12 protein-coding genes are annotated in these 19,132 nt (G+C 36.9%); 2 read left to right on the top strand and 10 right to left on the bottom strand.

The genetic code is table 11. The features are described from left to right. Positions 1-116 precede the first annotated feature (116 nt). The 7 genes from SB679_RS08480 to SB679_RS08450 all read right to left on the bottom strand — a co-directional run bounded on the left by SB679_RS08480 (position 117) and on the right by SB679_RS08450 (position 11,724). A complete protein-coding gene (locus SB679_RS08480; protein WP_410701820.1) occupies positions 117-1,535 on the bottom strand; it encodes an MFS transporter in 1,419 nt (472 codons plus the stop codon). Beyond that, positions 1,535-2,056 (bottom strand): nuclear transport factor 2 family protein, encoded by a 522-nt coding sequence (locus tag SB679_RS08475; RefSeq protein ID WP_410701819.1) that lies wholly within the window; start codon positions 2,054-2,056, stop codon positions 1,535-1,537. The genes SB679_RS08480 and SB679_RS08475 overlap by 1 nt, the downstream gene beginning before the upstream one ends. 25 nt (positions 2,057-2,081) lie before the next feature. Continuing rightward, complete coding sequence (locus tag SB679_RS08470; protein ID WP_410701818.1) at positions 2,082-3,935, bottom strand: glycoside hydrolase family 13 protein; 1,854 nt, start codon at positions 3,933-3,935, stop codon at positions 2,082-2,084. A 72-nt stretch (positions 3,936-4,007) separates the two neighbouring features. Then, a complete protein-coding gene (locus SB679_RS08465; protein ID WP_410701817.1) occupies positions 4,008-6,164 on the bottom strand; it encodes a glycoside hydrolase family 97 protein in 2,157 nt (718 codons plus the stop codon). Positions 6,165-6,272: 108 nt separating this feature from the next. Next, positions 6,273-7,349 carry a SusE domain-containing protein gene (locus tag SB679_RS08460; protein WP_410701816.1) on the bottom strand — a complete coding sequence of 359 codons (1,077 nt, stop codon included), beginning with the start codon at positions 7,347-7,349 and terminating at the stop codon, positions 6,273-6,275. 20 nt (positions 7,350-7,369) lie between these two features. Continuing rightward, a complete protein-coding gene (locus tag SB679_RS08455; RefSeq protein WP_410701815.1) occupies positions 7,370-8,968 on the bottom strand; it encodes a RagB/SusD family nutrient uptake outer membrane protein in 1,599 nt (532 codons plus the stop codon). A gap of 5 nt (positions 8,969-8,973) precedes the next feature. Beyond that, positions 8,974-11,724, bottom strand: coding sequence for a SusC/RagA family TonB-linked outer membrane protein (locus tag SB679_RS08450; protein WP_410701814.1), 2,751 nt, complete (start codon positions 11,722-11,724; stop codon positions 8,974-8,976). A gap of 337 nt (positions 11,725-12,061) precedes the next feature. Here SB679_RS08450 and metG point away from each other — a divergent pair, with 337 nt between their 5' ends. Next, positions 12,062-14,098: a methionine--tRNA ligase gene (metG, locus tag SB679_RS08445; RefSeq protein WP_410701813.1), complete on the top strand. Its 2,037-nt coding sequence runs from the start codon at positions 12,062-12,064 to the stop codon at positions 14,096-14,098. A 34-nt stretch (positions 14,099-14,132) separates the two neighbouring features. Then, positions 14,133-14,816 carry a hypothetical protein gene (locus SB679_RS08440; RefSeq protein WP_410701812.1) on the top strand — a complete coding sequence of 228 codons (684 nt, stop codon included), beginning with the start codon at positions 14,133-14,135 and terminating at the stop codon, positions 14,814-14,816. Positions 14,817-14,959: 143 nt separating this feature from the next. On the opposite strand, the gene SB679_RS08435 is transcribed toward SB679_RS08440, so the two are convergent. The 3 genes from SB679_RS08435 to SB679_RS08425 all read right to left on the bottom strand — a co-directional run bounded on the left by SB679_RS08435 (position 14,960) and on the right by SB679_RS08425 (position 19,077). Beyond that, entirely contained in the window at positions 14,960-15,664 is a 705-nt protein-coding gene (locus tag SB679_RS08435; protein ID WP_410701811.1) for a class I SAM-dependent methyltransferase, read from the bottom strand. 285 nt (positions 15,665-15,949) lie between these two features. Next, positions 15,950-16,762, bottom strand: coding sequence for a siderophore-interacting protein (locus SB679_RS08430; protein ID WP_410701810.1), 813 nt, complete (start codon positions 16,760-16,762; stop codon positions 15,950-15,952). Between the two features lie 101 nt (positions 16,763-16,863). Next, positions 16,864-19,077 carry a TonB-dependent receptor gene (locus tag SB679_RS08425; RefSeq protein WP_410701809.1) on the bottom strand — a complete coding sequence of 738 codons (2,214 nt, stop codon included), beginning with the start codon at positions 19,075-19,077 and terminating at the stop codon, positions 16,864-16,866. Positions 19,078-19,132: the final 55 nt, after the last annotated feature.

Here is a 19,132-nt window from a genome sequence, read left to right as displayed (position 1 = left end):
TCAGATATTAGATTTACAATCTAACCGTTATATTCAAATTTTTATTTTACCAACAAAAAAAGCGGACTAAAGTCCGCTTCTATTGATGTTATGATAATATAATTTTAAATTGAATTTTAAAAATGAACCTGTTGAATTTCTTCTTCGATCTCTTTTGGAGTTTCATCTCCTGATTTTATAAAGATCATCGTAATCACTGCTGCAATGAGCATACATACCCCTCCAACGACAACATAATCCATGGCCTGGTTTCCGAAAATATTGCTGACAATCGGACCTCCGAAAACTCCATTTATGATTTGTGGAATTACAATGAAAAAATTAAATATTCCCATATAAACTCCCATTTTTTTCTGTGGAATAGCATCAATCAACATTGCATAAGGCATCGCTAAAATACTCGCCCACGCAAACCCCAGTCCGATCATAGAAATTTTAAGGTACGCCACATCTTTAATGAAATACATTGAGATCAGCCCTAGTCCGCCACAAAAAAGTGCCAGCGCATGCGTCTGTTTTTTCCCGATCAGTTTAGCAATCGGGGTTAGTAAGAAGGCAAACGGAATCGCCCAAAGGTTATAATATCCGAATAATTTCCCGGTAAGATCCCCGGCTTTATTGAATTCCACAGAATGAGTATCCTGCGGCGAAAGTCCGAAATGATGGGTCGCAAGGGCACTAGTCGTAAATACCCACATGGTAAATAAGGCAAACCATGAGAAAAACTGTACGGCTCCCAGCTTTTTCATCAGCAAAGGTATTTTAGCAAAATCTTTAAAGATATCACTGAATTTAGAGTGTTCTTCAACAATCTCTTTTCCGTTTTCAAATGATGCAAATTCCTGTGGAGAATATTCTTTAGTCGTTACTATTGTATACAGAATGGACAGTATTAAAACACCCGCTCCTATATAGAATGCATAAATCACATTATCCGCCACAAAACCGGCCTGTGCTACATTAGAAATCCCTAATTTAGTAAGCCAGTCCGGCAAATAGGAACCAACAACCGCTCCTATCCCGATTAATATGGTCTGTACTGAAAACCCAATAGTTGCCTGATGTTTTGGAAGCATATCTCCCACCAACGCTCGAAAAGGTTCCATAGCAACATTAATGGAAGCATCCATCATGGCTAAAAATATTACCGCTAAAAGCAATACATTCGCGGCCATCATCTGGGTTGCAGAAGCTGCATTAGGAAGCATCACCAAACCAATCGCACACAAAACCGCACCAATTAAAAAGTAAGGTTTTCTTCTCCCCAACGGACTCCAGGTGTTGTCGCCCATATGACCGATGATCGGCTGAACAATAAGTCCTGTGACTGGGGCAACGAGCCAAAACCATGATAATTCGTGAACATCTGCTCCGAAATTGGCTAAAATCCTGCTCGCATTTCCGTTCTGCAAACCGAAAGCCATCTGAATACCTAAAAACCCCATGCTCATATTGATGATCTGAGCCATGGAAAGATTCGGCTTTTTTACTCTTCCAAATTTACCATTATCCTGTTTCCCTACCATCTCTGCCATTATTGTTTCAGTTTTTGAATTAATATATCTTCTATTGGCGTCTTTTCAACGACTACTTTATCCACGACCTCATTAGGAACGGTTACAGAAAGTACATATTGTTTTACTTTCCAGCTTCCGTTTATTTTTTCAACGACTCCGGAACCTCTGCAGATTTTCATCTGAGTATCCAGTAATTCGTCAAACCAAGCCAGTTTCCCGTCTTTGCTGAAATATATATTTCTTTTTAATGCTGTAAAATTCCAGGTTCTTTTTTTATCAAAATGGGGTTTTGCCCAGATCATAAAAGCTTCTTTATCCCAAACTTCGGTAGCATCGGTTCCAATAAAGGTAGATTCGTCCGCAAAATAATTGAAATAAGCCGTAAAATCTGCCTTCGCAGCAGCTGTGTTAAAAGCATCAAGCATCGTATTGATCTCAGCTTTTTCTTTTCCCAATTGTGCAGCTGCCGATTGTGCAGAAATCCCTGTAAAGCTCCATATACAGAGCATCAGAGTATATAATATCGTTATTTTTTTCATGTTTTAAAAAGTAATTTATTTGAGATTATTTCTGTAACTCAATAATAAACGAAGTTTTTGCAGGAATCGTTAAGCTGTTTTGCAGAGAAATTTCCTTACCGGAAATCACTTCTTTTCCTTTTGAAGTTGTATTCAGGGATTCTGCAAAACGTTTAAGATCTAATGTTGTATCCTTTTCATTATTATTGATCACCACCATTACACTTCCTTTATCATTGTACCTGAAATAAACAAACACATTATCCTGTGGAATATAATTCTTTGTTTTTCCGGTGTGAATCACTTCTTTTCCTTTTCTCCAGTTCAGTAGCTTTTGGGTAAACTGATAATATTCTTTTTGTTCGGCAGTCTGATCAGAAGGCTTAAAAGCATTCTGCTGATCTGATTTCCAGCCTCCCGGAAAATCTCTGCGGATATCTGCATCACCTCCTTTATTTTTATCCCCTCTCATTCCTACTTCAGAGCCATAATAGATCTGTGGAATTCCCCGGACAGTAGAAATTAGGGTAAGAGCCATCTTGTAGGCCTTGGGATCTGCATTAAAAATTTCATTCCATCTTTCGGTATCGTGGTTTTCAAAAAACACCATGACATTATTGATGTCTGGATATAGGAAATCGCTTGCAAAAACATTGTAGAGTTTAGTTAATCCGCTATCCCATCCGTCTTTTTCTTTAAACGCTTTAGGCATATCACCGTAAAGCATAAAATCCATAACAGAAGGCAGATTAGAGTTATAATGCGCTGCCTCTCCGGTTTTTGAATCTTTTTGCCATGCTGAAATGTAGCCTGCGGTATTCAGCCATGTTTCCCCTACGATATTGAACTTTGGATATTCATCCGTAATTGCTTTGGCCCATTTTGCCATGGCTTCTTTATCATTGTAGGGATATGTATCTACCCTGAAACCTCCTAACTCAGCATATTCAATCCACCAGATGGAATTCTGGATCAAATATTTTAAAACTAAAGGATTCTTCTGGTTGATGTCCGGCATTGTGGTATCAAACCAGCCATCCAGTGCATATTTTTTATCAATCTCTGATGCGTTGGTATCAAACTGGGTAGTGGTTTTGTAATTGGAACGAAAAAATCCTTTGTCTCCTTCACTGAACTGATGAATCCAGTCTTTTTCAGGAAGGTCCTGTATCATCCAGTGTGAAACTCCCCAATGATTGGTTACATAGTCCATCACCAGCTTCATATTTCTTTTATTCAGGTTACGGGAAAGCTCGCGGTATTCCTCATTGCTCCCGTAGCGGCTGTCAATGTTGTACAGGTCAGTTTGTGCATACCCGTGATAAGAATATACTTTTTCGTTGTCCTGGTTTACGGGAGTTAGCCATACAGCAGTTGCCCCCATATTTTGGATATAGTCCAAATTGTTAATGATTCCCCGCAGATCTCCACCATGTCTTCCGTTGGGAAGGCTTCTGTTGGCTTTTTCCGTGAGTTGAGGATTGGAGTCATTCTTCTCATCGCCATTGGAAAAACGATCCGGCATGATAAGATACATGACATCTTTTGAACTAAAAGATTCTCTGTTCGCTGAATTAGCTAACCTTTGCTTTAGTTCGTAAGTATAGGTGCTTTTATTTTTAGTATCCTTTTTACTGGTGATCGTAAACTTCGGAACGTTAATCTCGTTTGTATTGACCGTAAGAAAAACGTAGTTAGGATTTTCAACCTTTTGGATGTTCTTTATCTTGATGCCGTCTGAAAGTTCAATTTCACTTTTGGCAATATCTTTTCCGTATACTAAGATCTGTAGTTCAGGATTTTTCATTCCTTTCCACCAAAAGGCAGGTTCTACTTTCTGAATTTGAGAAAAAGCAACTGAAGCTATCGAAATAGCAAAAACCGTATATATTTTTTTCATGCTGGATTTGATTAAAAAACCTTACAGGCTGTGTCTACCTGCAAGGTTGTATTTATTACTGCATTATTGTCATTATTTTACTGGCTTGATGGAAATCGCAAAACCTCCACTTCTTGCCATTTTGAAATTCAATTTAGATTTGTCTGTAATCTGTTTTTTGTAGATGTTATAGCTTTGGGGATTATCGATATAATCGGCGTCTTTTCCATCTTCATAAATGGTTGCTTCATATTTCTGTCCTTTGTCCAGGAATGAGAAATCTACTGTATAGTCGCGTTTGTTCTCATCAGTAATCCCTCCTACAAACCAGTTGTTTGTACCTTTTGCTTTTCTGGCAGTGATGACGTAATCTCCCGGCTCTGCCGATAGAATTTTGGTATCATCCCAATCTGCAGCCACATCTTTAATAAACTGGAAAGCATCCATATGCTTTTTGTAGTTTTCGGGTAAATCTGCTGCCATTTGAAGCGGCATATACATGGTAACATACAATGCAAGCTGTTTTACTAACGTAGTTTTTACAAATCGTTTATCTCCAGGGAAATAGTAATCTAATTTTGTCTGGAAGATCCCCGGCGTATAATCCATAGATCCACCCATCCATCTTGTGAAAGGAAGAATTGTTTGATGGTCTGCGTTGTTTCCTCCAAATGCTTCGTATTCCGTTCCACGTGCTGCTTCTGCAGAAATATAGTTTGGATAGGTTCTGCTTTCTCCTGTAGGACGTACAGATTCGTGAGAATTAACCATGATTTTATATTCATTGGCTTTTTCTGCAATTCTGTAAAAATGGTTGATCGTCCATTGAGAATAATGATGTTCTCCTCTAGGAATAATATCACCTACGTATCCTGTTTTTACAGCATCATATCCATATTTGTTCATCAGTTGGAATGCTTTGTCGGACCATCTTTCATAGTTGGTGGCAGAGCCTGAGGTTTCGTGGTGCATGATCAGCTTAATGCCTTTAGAGTGTGCATATTCGTTCAGCATTTTGATATCAAAATCCGGGTACGGCGTGATAAAATCGAAAACAAATTCTTTTGAATGTCCAAACCAGTCTTCCCATCCTGTATTCCAGCCTTCGATCAGCAATCCTTTGAAACCGTTTTCTGCTGCAAAGTCAATGTATTCTTTAACTTTTGTATTGTTGGCTGCGTGTTTTCCGTTCGGAGTCAGCTTTGTAAAATCTGTTTTACCCAAATGCACATTTTCTGCGGTAGAGTAAGCCCATTGAGATTTCCCAATGATCATTTCCCACCATACTCCCATATATTTTGTAGGGTGGATATACGAGGTATCGGTATATTTTGTAGGTTCATTAAGGTTAAAGATCATTTTAGAATCCATTACTTCTTCCGCTTTCGGAGATACGATAATCGTTCTCCAAGGCGTTACAGAAGGTGTCTGAATATATCCTTTAGCGCCCTGTCTATCAGCAGTAAGGTGTGTTTTGAATTTAAAATTCTGAGCATCTACCTCTAAATGTGAAGCGGGATAATCTAATACAGCCGCTTCCGCAACGTTAACATATAATGGATTTTTGCCTTCTTTTTTAAGCATCAATGGAGACTGAACTGCATTTTTAACCAAAGCCTGGGAAGCATTGGCATCAAAAGCTTTATCCCATCTTGCCGGAATTTCAGAAATTTTTGTTTCCTGATACTGATATTCCTGAGAATCATAATCTGCAACAATCCACCAGGCCTTCATATCTGTTGGAAAATCGATCTCAGAATCTTCTTCTCTGATCACAAAATAATTAAGATTTTTCTGCTGCGGGAATTCATATCTGAATCCCAATCCATCATTGAACAACCTGAACTTCACCACAATACTTCTTTCTGTAGAAGCCTGATTTAACGTCAATGCTAATTCGTTGTAATGATTGATGTAATTCTTTTTCTCTCCTAGTACCGGCTGCCAGGTTTCATTTTTAGAATCTCTTTTTTCTTCTGTTTTTGTAAAACCGTTATTCAGATCAAATTTTGCATCTTCAGGTTTTGCAATTTCAGAGGCGAATTTTATAGAAGTATCTTTAAATAATCTCAATCCTAATTTGGAATCTTCCACCACGGTTACCCCGTTATATTTCAGGTTGTAGTAAGGAACGCCCTGTTTCAGCTGAAAGTTCATTTCAAACTTTCCATCCGGCGATTGTAAAGATTGCGCATGTACACTCCCAAACATCATTGAGAGCAAAAATGCCCCAACTGTAAATTTCTTCATAATGACTATTTATATGCTTTAAAAATAAAGAAAGTGCTGCTAAAAAGCAACACTTTACTTTATAAATTCAATGTAAATTAATAATAAATGTTTACTTTTTATTGTGTTTTAATTTACTGGTATTACAGAAAAATCTCCCGTCATATCATTAAAGTACACATTATAAGTAAAGGTCGTAGTTACGGGAATATTTCCTCCTCCTATAACTGCTGTTCCAAAAAACTCCTGAGCTACTCCCCATCCCGTTGTCCAGGCATGATTCGCTCTAAATTTAAATTCTCCGGAGCTTAACATGACATTTTTCTTCACCCAAACATGCGGATCAAAAGTTGACTGTTGCATATCTACATCGGTATTCCAATCACTTGAAGCTGTTCCAATCATAGAAATTGAAGTATAAGTCGTGGTTGGAGCCGGAACTGCGGTAAATGTATATGTTAATGCAGAAGTATTTATGGTCAATTTGTAATAGCCAGACCCTGCAACTGTAATATTGCCTGATGCACCGCTTGTACTTAACACCCCTGCACTACCCATTCCATATTGAGTGTCCCATGATCCCGGAGTTTTAATTATTTTAAATCCTCCCTGTGCAAAATAACCTGTATAAGTATACACATTTGCAGTGTTTGTTTTAACTAGTGGATATATTTTTGCATTTGCAACTACATTATCCCAAGCCCCTGCTGTAGCATCACCTATCAGGAATAAATCAGTATAGGTATACACTGGCCCATTAATAAATGGAGTAACTTTTAAAGGAAGAACGTTTGAATAGTGAGTTTTTCCTACCGCGGTAGATTTTACTCTAACTTCTATATCAGTTGCAACAACAGAACTTACTCCCATTGACAAAACAATATTATTAAGATTACTCCCAATCATACTGTAAGCCTTTGTTCCAACTGGAATCTCTACAACTTTCGGACTTGCAAAATTTGTTCCTTTAAGTGCCAACTCTAGTTGATTTGTAATCTGTATAGGGACCCCAAAATCCGAATTTATCCAACTAAAAGCAACAGCTTCATTTGCAGACTGAGCATCTAATAATACAACTGATGTTTTATTTGCAGAAATTACAGGATTAGATCCATCATTTACTACAGCTAAATCCTCATCTTTATCACAGGAAGTCACAAAAAATGCAACTACAAAAAGTGTGAATATTTTAAATAAATATTTCATTTTAAAAGTGTTTTTTTTTATTAATAACCTGGGTTTTGTACCAAATTAGGATTTGCAACGATATCATTGGCAGGAATTGGGAACAGATTTCTGTAATCTTCCACTGCTTTACCATCTTTCACACCTCCTTTCCAAGGCCATACATATGAACCAGATGTAAATTTACCATAACGAATTAAGTCAGTTCTTCTTGTGGCTTCCCAAGACATTTCTCTTGATCTTTCGTCTAAGAAAAAGTCTGTATTAATCGATGCAACAGAAGTTCCTCCGGCTCTTGTTCTTAACGCATTTACATATCCTAATGCCGTAACAGCATTTCCTCCACTTCCTCCTCTCATCACTGCTTCACCATACATTAAGTAAATGTCTGCCAGACGGTACAAAGGAATATCTGCATCTACAAAATTACCAGATGCATCTGATCCGGGAGCTCCGTTAGCATATTTTATATTTTTATACTTGATAAATGCGTAACCATCTGTAAAGGTTGCAATATTATTTATTTCTAAATTCTGACCGTTCGTATAGAAATTTCCTCTCTGATCATTTGGAGAGCCTGCAAATAAATTAACAAGCGATTTTGTAGTTCTTAAACCACCCCATCCTCCGTTGACTCCAAACTGATCAGCAGGCATTGATCCTCCAATGGCAGCATGTACCATAAAAGTAGAACCTCCATACGTTTTTGTACTTGTACCATCATAGTTTACAGACAAAATAACTTCAGGATTAGCCACATTATTATCAGCCATAAATAATGAACCATAGTTTGGTTTTAATGAGTATCCTGCACTGATTATTTTGTTACAATAAGTAATGCAATCCGTATATCTTCCTGTACCCGTATAAACCTGTGCATTTAAATATAATCTCGCTAATAATGACCAAGCTGCAGCTTTATCTGCTCTTCCATACTCATTTGTTCTTGCGTCCTTAAGATCATTGGCACACGCTAATAATTCTGCTTCCACATATTTGAATAATTCTGCTCTGGCAATTCGTGGTGGAGCACTACTGATAATATCTGTAGTTTCTGTTATATAGGGAACATTTCCGAACAAATCTAATGCATGATAATAAGACTGAGCTCTTAAAAAACGAGCTTCTGCCCGCATATATTTTGCTTCTGTAAGATTGCTTCCTGAAATACCATTTGTAGCAAGTTTTTCGTCTGTTGTATTTTTGATAAACTCATTACTTACGGCAATTACATTAAATATTCTATAATAAATAGCAGTTACAAAAGGATTGGAAGAGTCCCATGCCATTTTATGCATTTCCGGAAGACCTGAATCAGACCAGGCAATAACAGCTTCATCTGTTGTTAACACTTGCATACTGAACATTTGACGTAAATAATTAGAAAATCCACCGTCAATACCTCCAATATCAGTATTTGCATCTCCGTTGTTCTGATCACCCTGTCCGCCAATAGCCAGCCCAGCATAAATTTTTGCCAAAGCCGGTTTATAATTATTAAAATCTTTGTATAATACCGCAGAAGTAAGTCCTAAGCTAGGTTCTCTTTCCAGATCTCGTGAACACGATCCTGCTGAAATTACAGTTCCTAATACAATAGATCCTATAATTAGTTTTTTGTATAAATATTTATTTCTCATCTTAATTAAAATTGAAAGTTAAATCCTACTGAATACACTTTAGGTCTTTGATAAAATCCATTATCTACACCATTGAAAATCTCTGGATCAATGCCTTTGTATTTCGTAATTACAAATACATTTTGCGCCATCGCATTTATTCTTAAATTGGTTCCTTTACCCATGAATTCTCCTACATTGTAGCCAATTGTAAAATTATCCATTCTTAAAAATGATGCATTTTCAACGAACATATCAGAAAATAATTGAGTTGTTGCAAACTGGGTGCTTAAAACACTTGTATTTGTATTACTCAAGAAATTATTTGCCTGAATATTTGCTATTGAGCTATTGGAAGCAGAATTATTATAAACATAGTTCCCTAAGATTGCTCTAATTGTAGTTCCAAAATCCCATTTTTTATAAGATACTTTAGTAGAAAATCCTAAAATAGCACTTGGATTAGGAGATTTATAAAAATACTTATCTGAATCATCTATCTTACCATCTCCGTTTCTATCTACATATACACCTTCAAGAGGTTTACCATTACTATTATAAACCTGCTGATAAACAAAGAAAGAATTTGGGGCATACCCTACAGAATTCCATTCTATATAATTATTAATTCCTGTAATATTTGATGATGATGTTTGGAATCTATAGTCAGCATCAACATTTTGAGAGAAACTGATAATTTTAGGATTAGCTTTACTGAAATTGAAATTAACATCCCATGTTAAATCCTCATTTTTAATGGGTACAATATTCAAACTAAATTCAATTCCTTTATTATCAATTACCCCTACATTTTTTGTAACAAAATTATTCAGACCTCCTGCCCAAGTCGGAACATTGGCAATTAGACTATTATCATCAGTTCTTTTTGCAAATAAATCAACAGAACCACTAATTCTGTTATTTAGTATTCCAAAATCCAACCCTATATTTTTTGCAGTAGTCGTTTCCCATCTTAAATTAGGATTATAAATATCAGGCCTAAGCAACGTATAAAAACTATTACCAAACTGATATTGTGAAGTACTGCTGTTACTATATGAGTAAGAACCAAAAGCGGTATAAAAACCACCGGTCTCCTGTTGTCCAGTCTGTCCCCAGCCAGCTCTTAATTTTAAAGAATTAATAAACTTACTATCCTTCAGGAAACTCTCTTCATTGATTTTCCATGCAGCTGATACTCCTGAGAAATTACCCCACAAATTATTTTTATCTGTCCCGTTCCAAAAAGTAGACGATCCATCTCTTCTAATCGATGCGTTTATGATGTACCTGTTTGCTATAGTGAAAATACCTCTTGCATAGTAAGATTCCATTGTTCTTTGATTATCTCCGGCTGTTGAATAATCAGTTTTTTGATTATTCCCATAATAAGTTGGAGCAATAGGAGTTATCTCATGCTTATCCTGATAAGAGTATCCTCCAATAATATCAATATTGGTAGAGATTGCCTCTATTTTCTTTACATAATTAAAATAAGTCTCTAATAATTTCCCTTTCGCTTCTTGCGAATACGGACGATAAGATCCTAAAGTACCGATACCTTGTGCATAGTTTCCTGATACAGCAGTTGAACCATTACTTTTTGCATAATCATAAGAGATATTTGCTACCAACCTTAAATCTGGTAAAAAATGTAACTTATAATCTACTTGTAAACTTGGAATAATTCTATAAACAGATGAAATATCGCGTTTGCTATATAACAATCCCAGAGGGTTTCTTGTTCCGTTAACATTCAGTCCTGTTGCAGTATTACTGGAATCCAGCCACTCATAATATCCTCCATAATTGGAATTGCCTGAATATATAGGCTGTGTAGGATCAAAATAAGTAGCAGCACCTATCGCCCCCCCATCAGGAAATCTGTTTTCTGTAAATGTTCCTTTGAAATTTGCATTGATTGACAAGTGATTGTCAAAAAACTTAGGAGAAAGATTCAATCCCACAGAGGTTCTTCTAAATTCATTAGTCCTTACGATACCATTCTGTTCGTTATATCCTAAAGATAATCTATAAGGCAGTCCCTTAATTCCACCTGAAAAAGCTACATTGTTATCCGTACCCCAAGCCTGCTGATAAATAGCATCCTGCCAATTGGTATTTGCATTTCCTAAAAAAGATTTTTGTTGTGCCGTTCCATAGGTATTCACAAATCCTCTAAATTGGTCCGCATCCATAACGTCAGCATTACCCATTTTAGTGGAAACAGAAAAATTAGTATTAAAATTCACCTTGAATTTTCCTGCAGTCCCTTTTTTGGTCGTAATTAAGATAACCCCATTAGTTGCCCTGTTACCATAGATAGCAGTAGCAGAAGCATCTTTTAAGATATCAAAGGTTTCGATATCATTGGGGTTAATTAAAGCTAATGGGTTTGTAGCCCCCGCTAAACTGTTCGTTTCCAACGGAACGCCATCAATTACTACTAAAGGATCATTATACTGAAAAGAAGAACTTCCCCTAACCCTAATCGTAGATCCGGAGCCGGGCGCTCCGCCATTTCCCGTAACCTGTACCCCAGGAGTTTTTCCGGCAATCAGCTGATCTGCCGATGTTGCACCCCCATTAAAATCCTTGGATGAGATAGAAGAAATCGATCCGGTCAGATCCGTCTTCTTCTGCTTACCGTATCCAATCAATACAACTTCATCAATTTTTTTCTCTTTTGTGGTAGAGTCTTGTATCTGCGCATGCATAATTGAGCTTGCCAATAAAAAAGCAGGCGCAATCTTTAATACCATTATAGAATTTTTCAAAATATAGTTTTTAAATAAGTTCGTTTTTTTCCAGTGTTTTTGGCAGGAAGCCAGTGTTGCAATTTAAAAAAAAAATATAATTATCATAATTTTAATGAAAAATTATCATAATTTGTGTACATTAAACGACATCAATACACTAAAACATTGTTTTACATATCATTACATTAAAATATGCAATGCATAACATATACCTAGTTTTAACAATAAGTTAAACATTTGTTTAACTGCAATTCATATTTAAAGTCGTAAAAGAAACTTATTGCTCATTATCGCAACAGAGAAGAGGCGGATTCGGGAGATTATGCTTATCTTTGCAGACAAAATTTTACTATAAATGTCAAACAGAAAGATGATTACGGCAGCTTTGCCTTATGCAAACGGACCGGTTCATATAGGACATTTGGCAGGTGTATATATTCCTGCGGATGTCTACGCAAGATTTCAAAGAAGATTAGGAAAAGACGTAGCTTTTATCTGTGGTTCCGACGAACATGGAATTCCTATTACCATCAGAGCCAAAAAAGAAGGAGTTACGCCTCAGGATATCGTTGATAAATACCATGAAATCATTAAAAAATCTTTTTCTGATTTAGGAATTTCATTTGATGAATATTCGAGAACGACTTCTAAAAAGCATCATGAAACCAGTCAGGATTTCTTTAAAGTTCTTTATGAAAAAGGGAAATTCACGGAAGAAGTTTCTGAGCAGTATTTTGATGAACAGGCTAATGAATTTTTAGCGGACCGATATATTGTAGGAACTTGTCCTAACTGCGGTAACGAAAATGCGTACGGAGATCAGTGTGAGAAATGCGGTTCTACCCTTTCCCCTTCTGAGCTTATCAATCCAAAATCGATGCTGAGCGGAAATGTTCCGATCCTTAAAGAAACAAAAAACTGGTACCTTCCTTTAAATGAATATGAAGACTTCCTGAATGAATGGATCATTGAAGGTCATAAAGATGATTGGAAACCAAACGTTTACGGACAGGTAAAATCATGGCTTACGGATGGTTTAAAACCGCGTGCGATGACCAGAGATCTTAACTGGGGTGTTCCTGTTCCCCTTCCGAATGCAGAAGGAAAAGTGTTGTATGTATGGTTTGATGCTCCTATTGGCTATATTTCTTTCACCCAGGAATGGGCAGAGAAAAACGGAAAAGACTGGAAAGACTACTGGCAGAGCGAAAGCAGTGATTTAGTGCATTTTATCGGAAAGGATAATATTGTATTCCACTGTATTATTTTCCCTGCGATGATGAAGGCTCACGGAGATTATATCATGCCTAAAAATGTTCCTGCCTTTGAGTTTTTGAATCTTGAAAATGATAAAATTTCAACATCAAGAAACTGGGCCGTGTGGGCTCATGAGTATGTTCAGGATTTCCCTGGGCAGCAGGATGTATTAAGATATTCTCTTCTTTCTTCAGCACCTGAAACTAAGGATAATAATTTTACCTGGAAGGATTTTCAGACGAAAAATAATTCTGAGCTGGTTGGAATTTTTGGTAATTTCATTAACCGTGTTGCGGTTTTAATGCATAAATATTACAACGGAGTTATTCCACAGGGAGATATCAATAGTCCGGAATTAAAAGAAATCAATAAAGCTGCAAAAGAGATCTCAGGATTTCTGGAAAATTATGAATTCAGAAATTCATTAACAGCTTTAATGAATCTTGCCCGTTTTGGAAATCAGTATCTTCAGGTGGAAGAGCCTTGGAAAACCATTAAGGACCATCCGGAAAAAGCAGCTCAGTCATTATTTGTTGCAGCTCAGATTGCTGTTGCTTTGGCTCAGTTATGTGAACCTTTTATGCCTTTCAGTTCTGAAAAGCTTTTAAATATGTTTAATGTTTCGGCTGTGAAATGGAATGATGTTGAAACTCAATCGGTATTAATAGAAAGTGGTCATACTATTAACGAAGCCTCTCTTCTATTCTCAAAAATCGAAGATGATGTGATTGAAGCTCAAATCCAGAAATTAGAAGATACAAAACAAAATAATAAAAAAACAAATCCTAACGCAAACCCTATGAAAGAGGAAATCACCTTTGATGATTTTACGAAAATCGACCTGAGAACAGCAACCATCATTGAAGCTGAAAAAGTAGAAAAAGCGGATAAGCTTTTAAAACTGACTGTTGATACAGGCGTTGACGTAAGAACAGTGGTTTCTGGAATTGCTGAAAGCTTCACTCCGGAAGAAGTAATCGGAAAGCAGGTAATGATTCTACTGAACCTTGCTCCGAGAAAAATCCGCGGAATTGAATCTCAGGGAATGTTATTACTTACAACAAAAGAAGATGGTAAATTATCTTTTGTTACGCCGGATGACAGCGATGTAAAAAACGGTATTGAAATCGGATAAATTCTAATTAAAACTATATAAAATGGGCATTTTTATGCCCATTTTTTTATTAATCATGGTTAACAGAAATGTCTTAAAGAAACTTTCCAGTTTTGAATTAGAAAAATATGTAATAGAAGGTAACCGATTTACTCCCGAAGCGGTTCAGATGGCTTTTGAAGTTCTTGAGGAAAGAGGACGAACTTTTACAGACGAAGAGAAAATCAGTATTCAAAATATCATTCAAAACAAAAGGGAATCTGAAATAGCAAAAAAAGACGAAGAAATTGAAGACTGGAAAGACCATATTACTACAGATTCAGGTGCCGTCAGATTATATTCAAGAGCATTACTTTTGAGTTCAAGTATGTTTCTGGGAACTTTTTATGGTGCTTTTTTGTTAAGTCTAAATTTTATAAAACTAAAAAAATATGCTTCAGCAGTATTTACTATGGTGTTCGGAATCATCTACATCCCTTTTCAATATTATACTTACAGATTTTTAATGGAAAATGGTTTTTCAAGCTCTTCAAGATATAGTCCCGAAATTCTTCCTTTAATTTTAGGCCCATTAATTTTAATTATAATCTGGGTTCTAATGATGCCTAAAAGACTTGTCTATAGAGCGCAGTCATTCATTTTGCCAGTAATTCTTGGAATTGCCATGCTGATTTTGATTTTCATCAACTATCAGGAATTGTTTTCAAGTTATTTTTTACTAAGACTTACTAAATTATAATATAAATTTCTAATGTTGAAAAAGTATAATCTTCAATATTTTAGACAACAAAAGACGCATAAATTTTATGCGTCTTTTGTTGTCTTATTGTGTTGAAATATAAAATGCTGAGCGGAGTCAAAGCATTTTATTTCTATTTTACTTTATTTTTTAGTCAGTTTTGCTAAATAAGAATCTTCATCCTGCATCACTTTTTCAATGTTGAAGCCATTGCTTTCGGCAGCATTTTGTAATGTATTAAAATCAAGATACAGCCATTTGATCGGATCTTCTGATTCTCCTTTGTAATGAACAACATAATCTAACTCACCGTAATATCCTCCCGCTGGAATTAAAACTCCACCATCATAGTCGCGATCAAACATATACAAGATATCTGTACTGTCAATAAGAATCTGACCGTTTTCGTTGAGTAAAGTGTTTAATTTCTGAAGGTACGTATCAATTTTTGAAAGGCTTTGAAAAATCCCGGTTCCGTTCATTAACAGTAAAACAGTATCAAAAGTTTCTCCTGAAAAATCCAGCATATTTTCACATACCGCTTTTTTGATTCCTCTCAACTTACAGATTTCAATAGATTTAGGGGAAATGTCCAATGCCAGTACTTCAAGATTTCTTTCATTTTGAAGATACAGGGAATGCGAACCCGCTCCTGCTCCTATATCCAGAACTTTTCCATTTGCTGATTCCAGGGCTTTTTGCTCTACTTCATTCATTTCTTCAAAATCCCTGAAAAGATATTCTACCGGAAGCTCATCAAGTTCAGAAATTGAAGTCTCGGTTTGCAGATCTTCAGGATTTTCATTGTGGTAATAGTCCCAAATCGCCTTACCCATTAAGTCTTTCATAGTTCTCTTTTAAAGTCCCAAAGATACGGGTTTTTACATGTAATGGATATATTGTCATTTTATATGATGAAACTCGCTTTATTAATACTACCTGCTCTATATGAGATTGAATAGTATGACCACCATCTAGCCCCGATAGAAACGGTTACCCCACAGCTGAATTGGAATAAGCAAGGCAGCGAGGAGTATGAGTGGATAGCGGGAATTAGCTTCAGAAAAATAAAACACAATTGTCCTTCTGCAAAGTAATGATACAAAAAACCCGGTCATTTGCCCGGGTTTTGTTTATTCTATAATTTCCTTTTCTTTCTGGCGATCTGCCTGGGATTCGTTTTCTGCAACCCCTGCCTTCCAGTAAGAATAAGCGTATAGTTCCTGGGAGGTCCAGCCTTTTTCTTTTCTCAGGTAAGAACGGATCTCTTTAACGCTTGAAAATTCACAGGCTACATATCCGAATTTGGATGTTTTTGGGATCTCAATGGTTTTCACTACCTCAGCAAGTTCACTTTTCACCTGGGGTTCCGCATTATGAACCCATCTGAATTCGATATCGGCTTTGGTTTCCAGGATCTGTTCGTCTTCTTTTCCATGTACTTCAATGATGCATACGCCTTTTGCCGTGGCCGGAAGAGTTTCCAGTATAGCACTCAATACAGGAATTGCTGTTCCGTCCCCAACCAGAAAATACCAATCTGCCTCCGGATATAATTCTTTAGGTTCAGCACGCATCATCACGCCCAATTTAGACCCTACTTCAGCATCTCTAACCCACTTCGAAGCAGGACCTCCATCTCCGTGATCCACAAAATCAATGAAGATCAGATTTTTCCCCAGATCAATTCCTCTGTGTGTATAGGTTCTTACGGTGGGAGCAATCGATTTATCAGGATGAATCCACTGATGGTTTTCATCGAGTGTAGGAAAATGAATTTCATTCAGTCCCTGAGGCGGAACTGCAATTTTATTGTTATCCCCGATCGTCGTATGTTTAAACTGCTGAACATCGGGTGAGTATAAGTACACTCTGATAAAGTGGTCAGTGATGTATTCTTTTCTGGTCACTTCGGCAATGATCTGCCCTATCTGAACTTTAGCCATAACTGAAATTTTAAGGTTATATCCGGCTTTTCTGGTTGCTTCAAAGCCGGAATGATAAATATGTACACGTAAACCAAGACGAAGCCACTTAGTTTAACTTTTTAAAAATCGAATGTATAGGAAAGATTAAATGTTCTTCCTCTTCCTTTATAATTGAACATATCAGGAAGTCCGTACGTAGAATACAGAATCTGTGAACGCTTGCTCCAGATCGTCTGATAATCTGTATTAAACAGGTTCTGAATTCCTAAATTAAATTTCCCCCAATTGAACCGGTACCCTACCATTAAGTCGGAAGTATTATAGCCGTCAATCTCATTATTAAGATTATCCGTCAGTTTGAAATTCTGTAGAGACTGGAATCTGAATGACCAGTTTTGGATAGTATATCCGATATAAGTCACCAATTTTGAAGGCGACGCATTATACACTTCCTGTTTGATCCATTCTCCATTGGTATCTACTTCAGATTTGATTAATAATCCACTGGCTCCGAAATAAACCCCGTTGTTCAGGATGTAGGATATTTCAGCTTCAATTCCCATATTTCTTAATTTCAGATCATTTACCAATAACTGGAACGTCTTTTTATCTACGGTTACAGTCTTGTCCGAGTTGCTCATAAATCCGGCAACCTGACCTCGTAAACCTCCTGTATTGATTCGGTATCCTACTTCAAACTGATTGGTTTTAATAGCCTGCAGCGGCTGTTCTTTTACATTAATACTGGACGTTACATCCCAGTTATTCGTCATGGTATTTAGAGTATATATTCCAATTCCGTAATATTTGGATGGATCTGCCAGACTTACTCCCTGGGAAAATGTTCCCCAGACCTGATGCTGCTCATTAAATTTATATAACAATCCGGCATTGGCCAGGGTCATATTATAGGAACTTTTTCCGCCCGGAATTGCTGAAGCTGAGCTTCCATATCCCATTGCTACCTGAGTCTGTTTTTCGGAGGCAACAAAATCATCTACGTTGACATTGATATTCTGATAACGGATCCCGGCATTCAGCTGTAGTTTTGGAAGAATATTATATTTTGCCTGTGCATATCCTGCATAACTTTGAGACCTGTTGGTAGGATATCTTCCCAGGCTATATTTGGTTTCATTGACCAATCCGCCGCTTGACATGGTCTTGGCAATATCATAGACGGACTGATTCCCTTCAAACTTTTCAAAATCTACATCTACTCCATACGTTACATTAAGTCCGCGCCATGATTTGGATAATAATGCCTTCAATCCTGAATAATAAGTGTCCTGTTGGGAAGAAGACATATAAGAAATGGTAGCCGGTATTTTCACACTTCCGGGGAAGGGATAAAATCCTAATTTTTCACCCCGTGTTGCCAGCTGTACGTACAGATCCTGCCCTCCTAAAATACCATTTGCATTATACACTACTGTTCCCATGTATCGCTCTGTTCCTACATTTTTATTGGAAGAGAAACCATCACGCATTTCCAGCAGTCCTGCGTTTTTCGTGGTAAAAGCACTTAAGTTCTGGCCTAAATAAAGGCTTCTGTCTCCATTAAATTTAGAATTATAGTATTGAAGTGAAGCTGTAATTTTATGTTTATTGTTAAACTGATATCCTCCTGTTGCCAGAATATCAATGGTTTGATTATACTGAAGATCAGTTTGCGTAATATCCGTTAAAAGCTGCTTTTCATCTGCTCCATATACCCCGCCGTTCTGCTGATAAGCAATTCCCAATCTTCCGAAAAGCTTCTCTCCTTTTCCTGAAATAGACTGTGCAGCGCGGAAATCGTGATCGTCTTTGCCCATAAAACCAGTACGTACACCAAGTTCTGTTTCACCGCTGATTCCTTTTTTGGAAGGAGTTTTGGTAATGATATTAATAATTCCACCGGTGGCATTTCCCCCATAAATAGCACTTGCCCCTGAAAGCACTTCTATTCTTTCTATATTAAACGGGTCAATAGCATCCAGCTGGCGGCTGATGGTACGGATGCTGTTCAGGGAAACTCCGTCTATCATGACCAATGCAGAACGTCCTCTCATATTCTGTCCGTAATTGGTTCTTCCCTGAGGGCCAATATCCATACTTGGAATCAGAATAGAAAGCATTTCTTTAATAGGAACTCCGCTTTTTGCCTGCTCCTGGATTTTTTCTTTCTGTACAACCCATACCGTTCCGGGAATATCTGAGATTTTTGTAGGTTTTCTGGAGGCTACAATGACTACATCATCAATACCTTTAGATGTTACGGAATCTTTCGCGGTTTGAGAAAATGCCAATCCCGAAGCCAGCAAAGCTATGACTGCATACTGCTTTTTCATTCTTTTTAAATAATAGTTTTTATAATGGCTTCAAAGGTAATTCTTATTTAGAAGC

The sequence above is a fragment of the Chryseobacterium sp. SIMBA_029 genome (assembly GCF_046535275.1).
In the GTDB taxonomy this organism is placed as follows: Bacteria; Bacteroidota; Bacteroidia; order Flavobacteriales; family Weeksellaceae; genus Chryseobacterium.
This window is presented reverse-complemented; position numbering and strand designations above follow the sequence as displayed.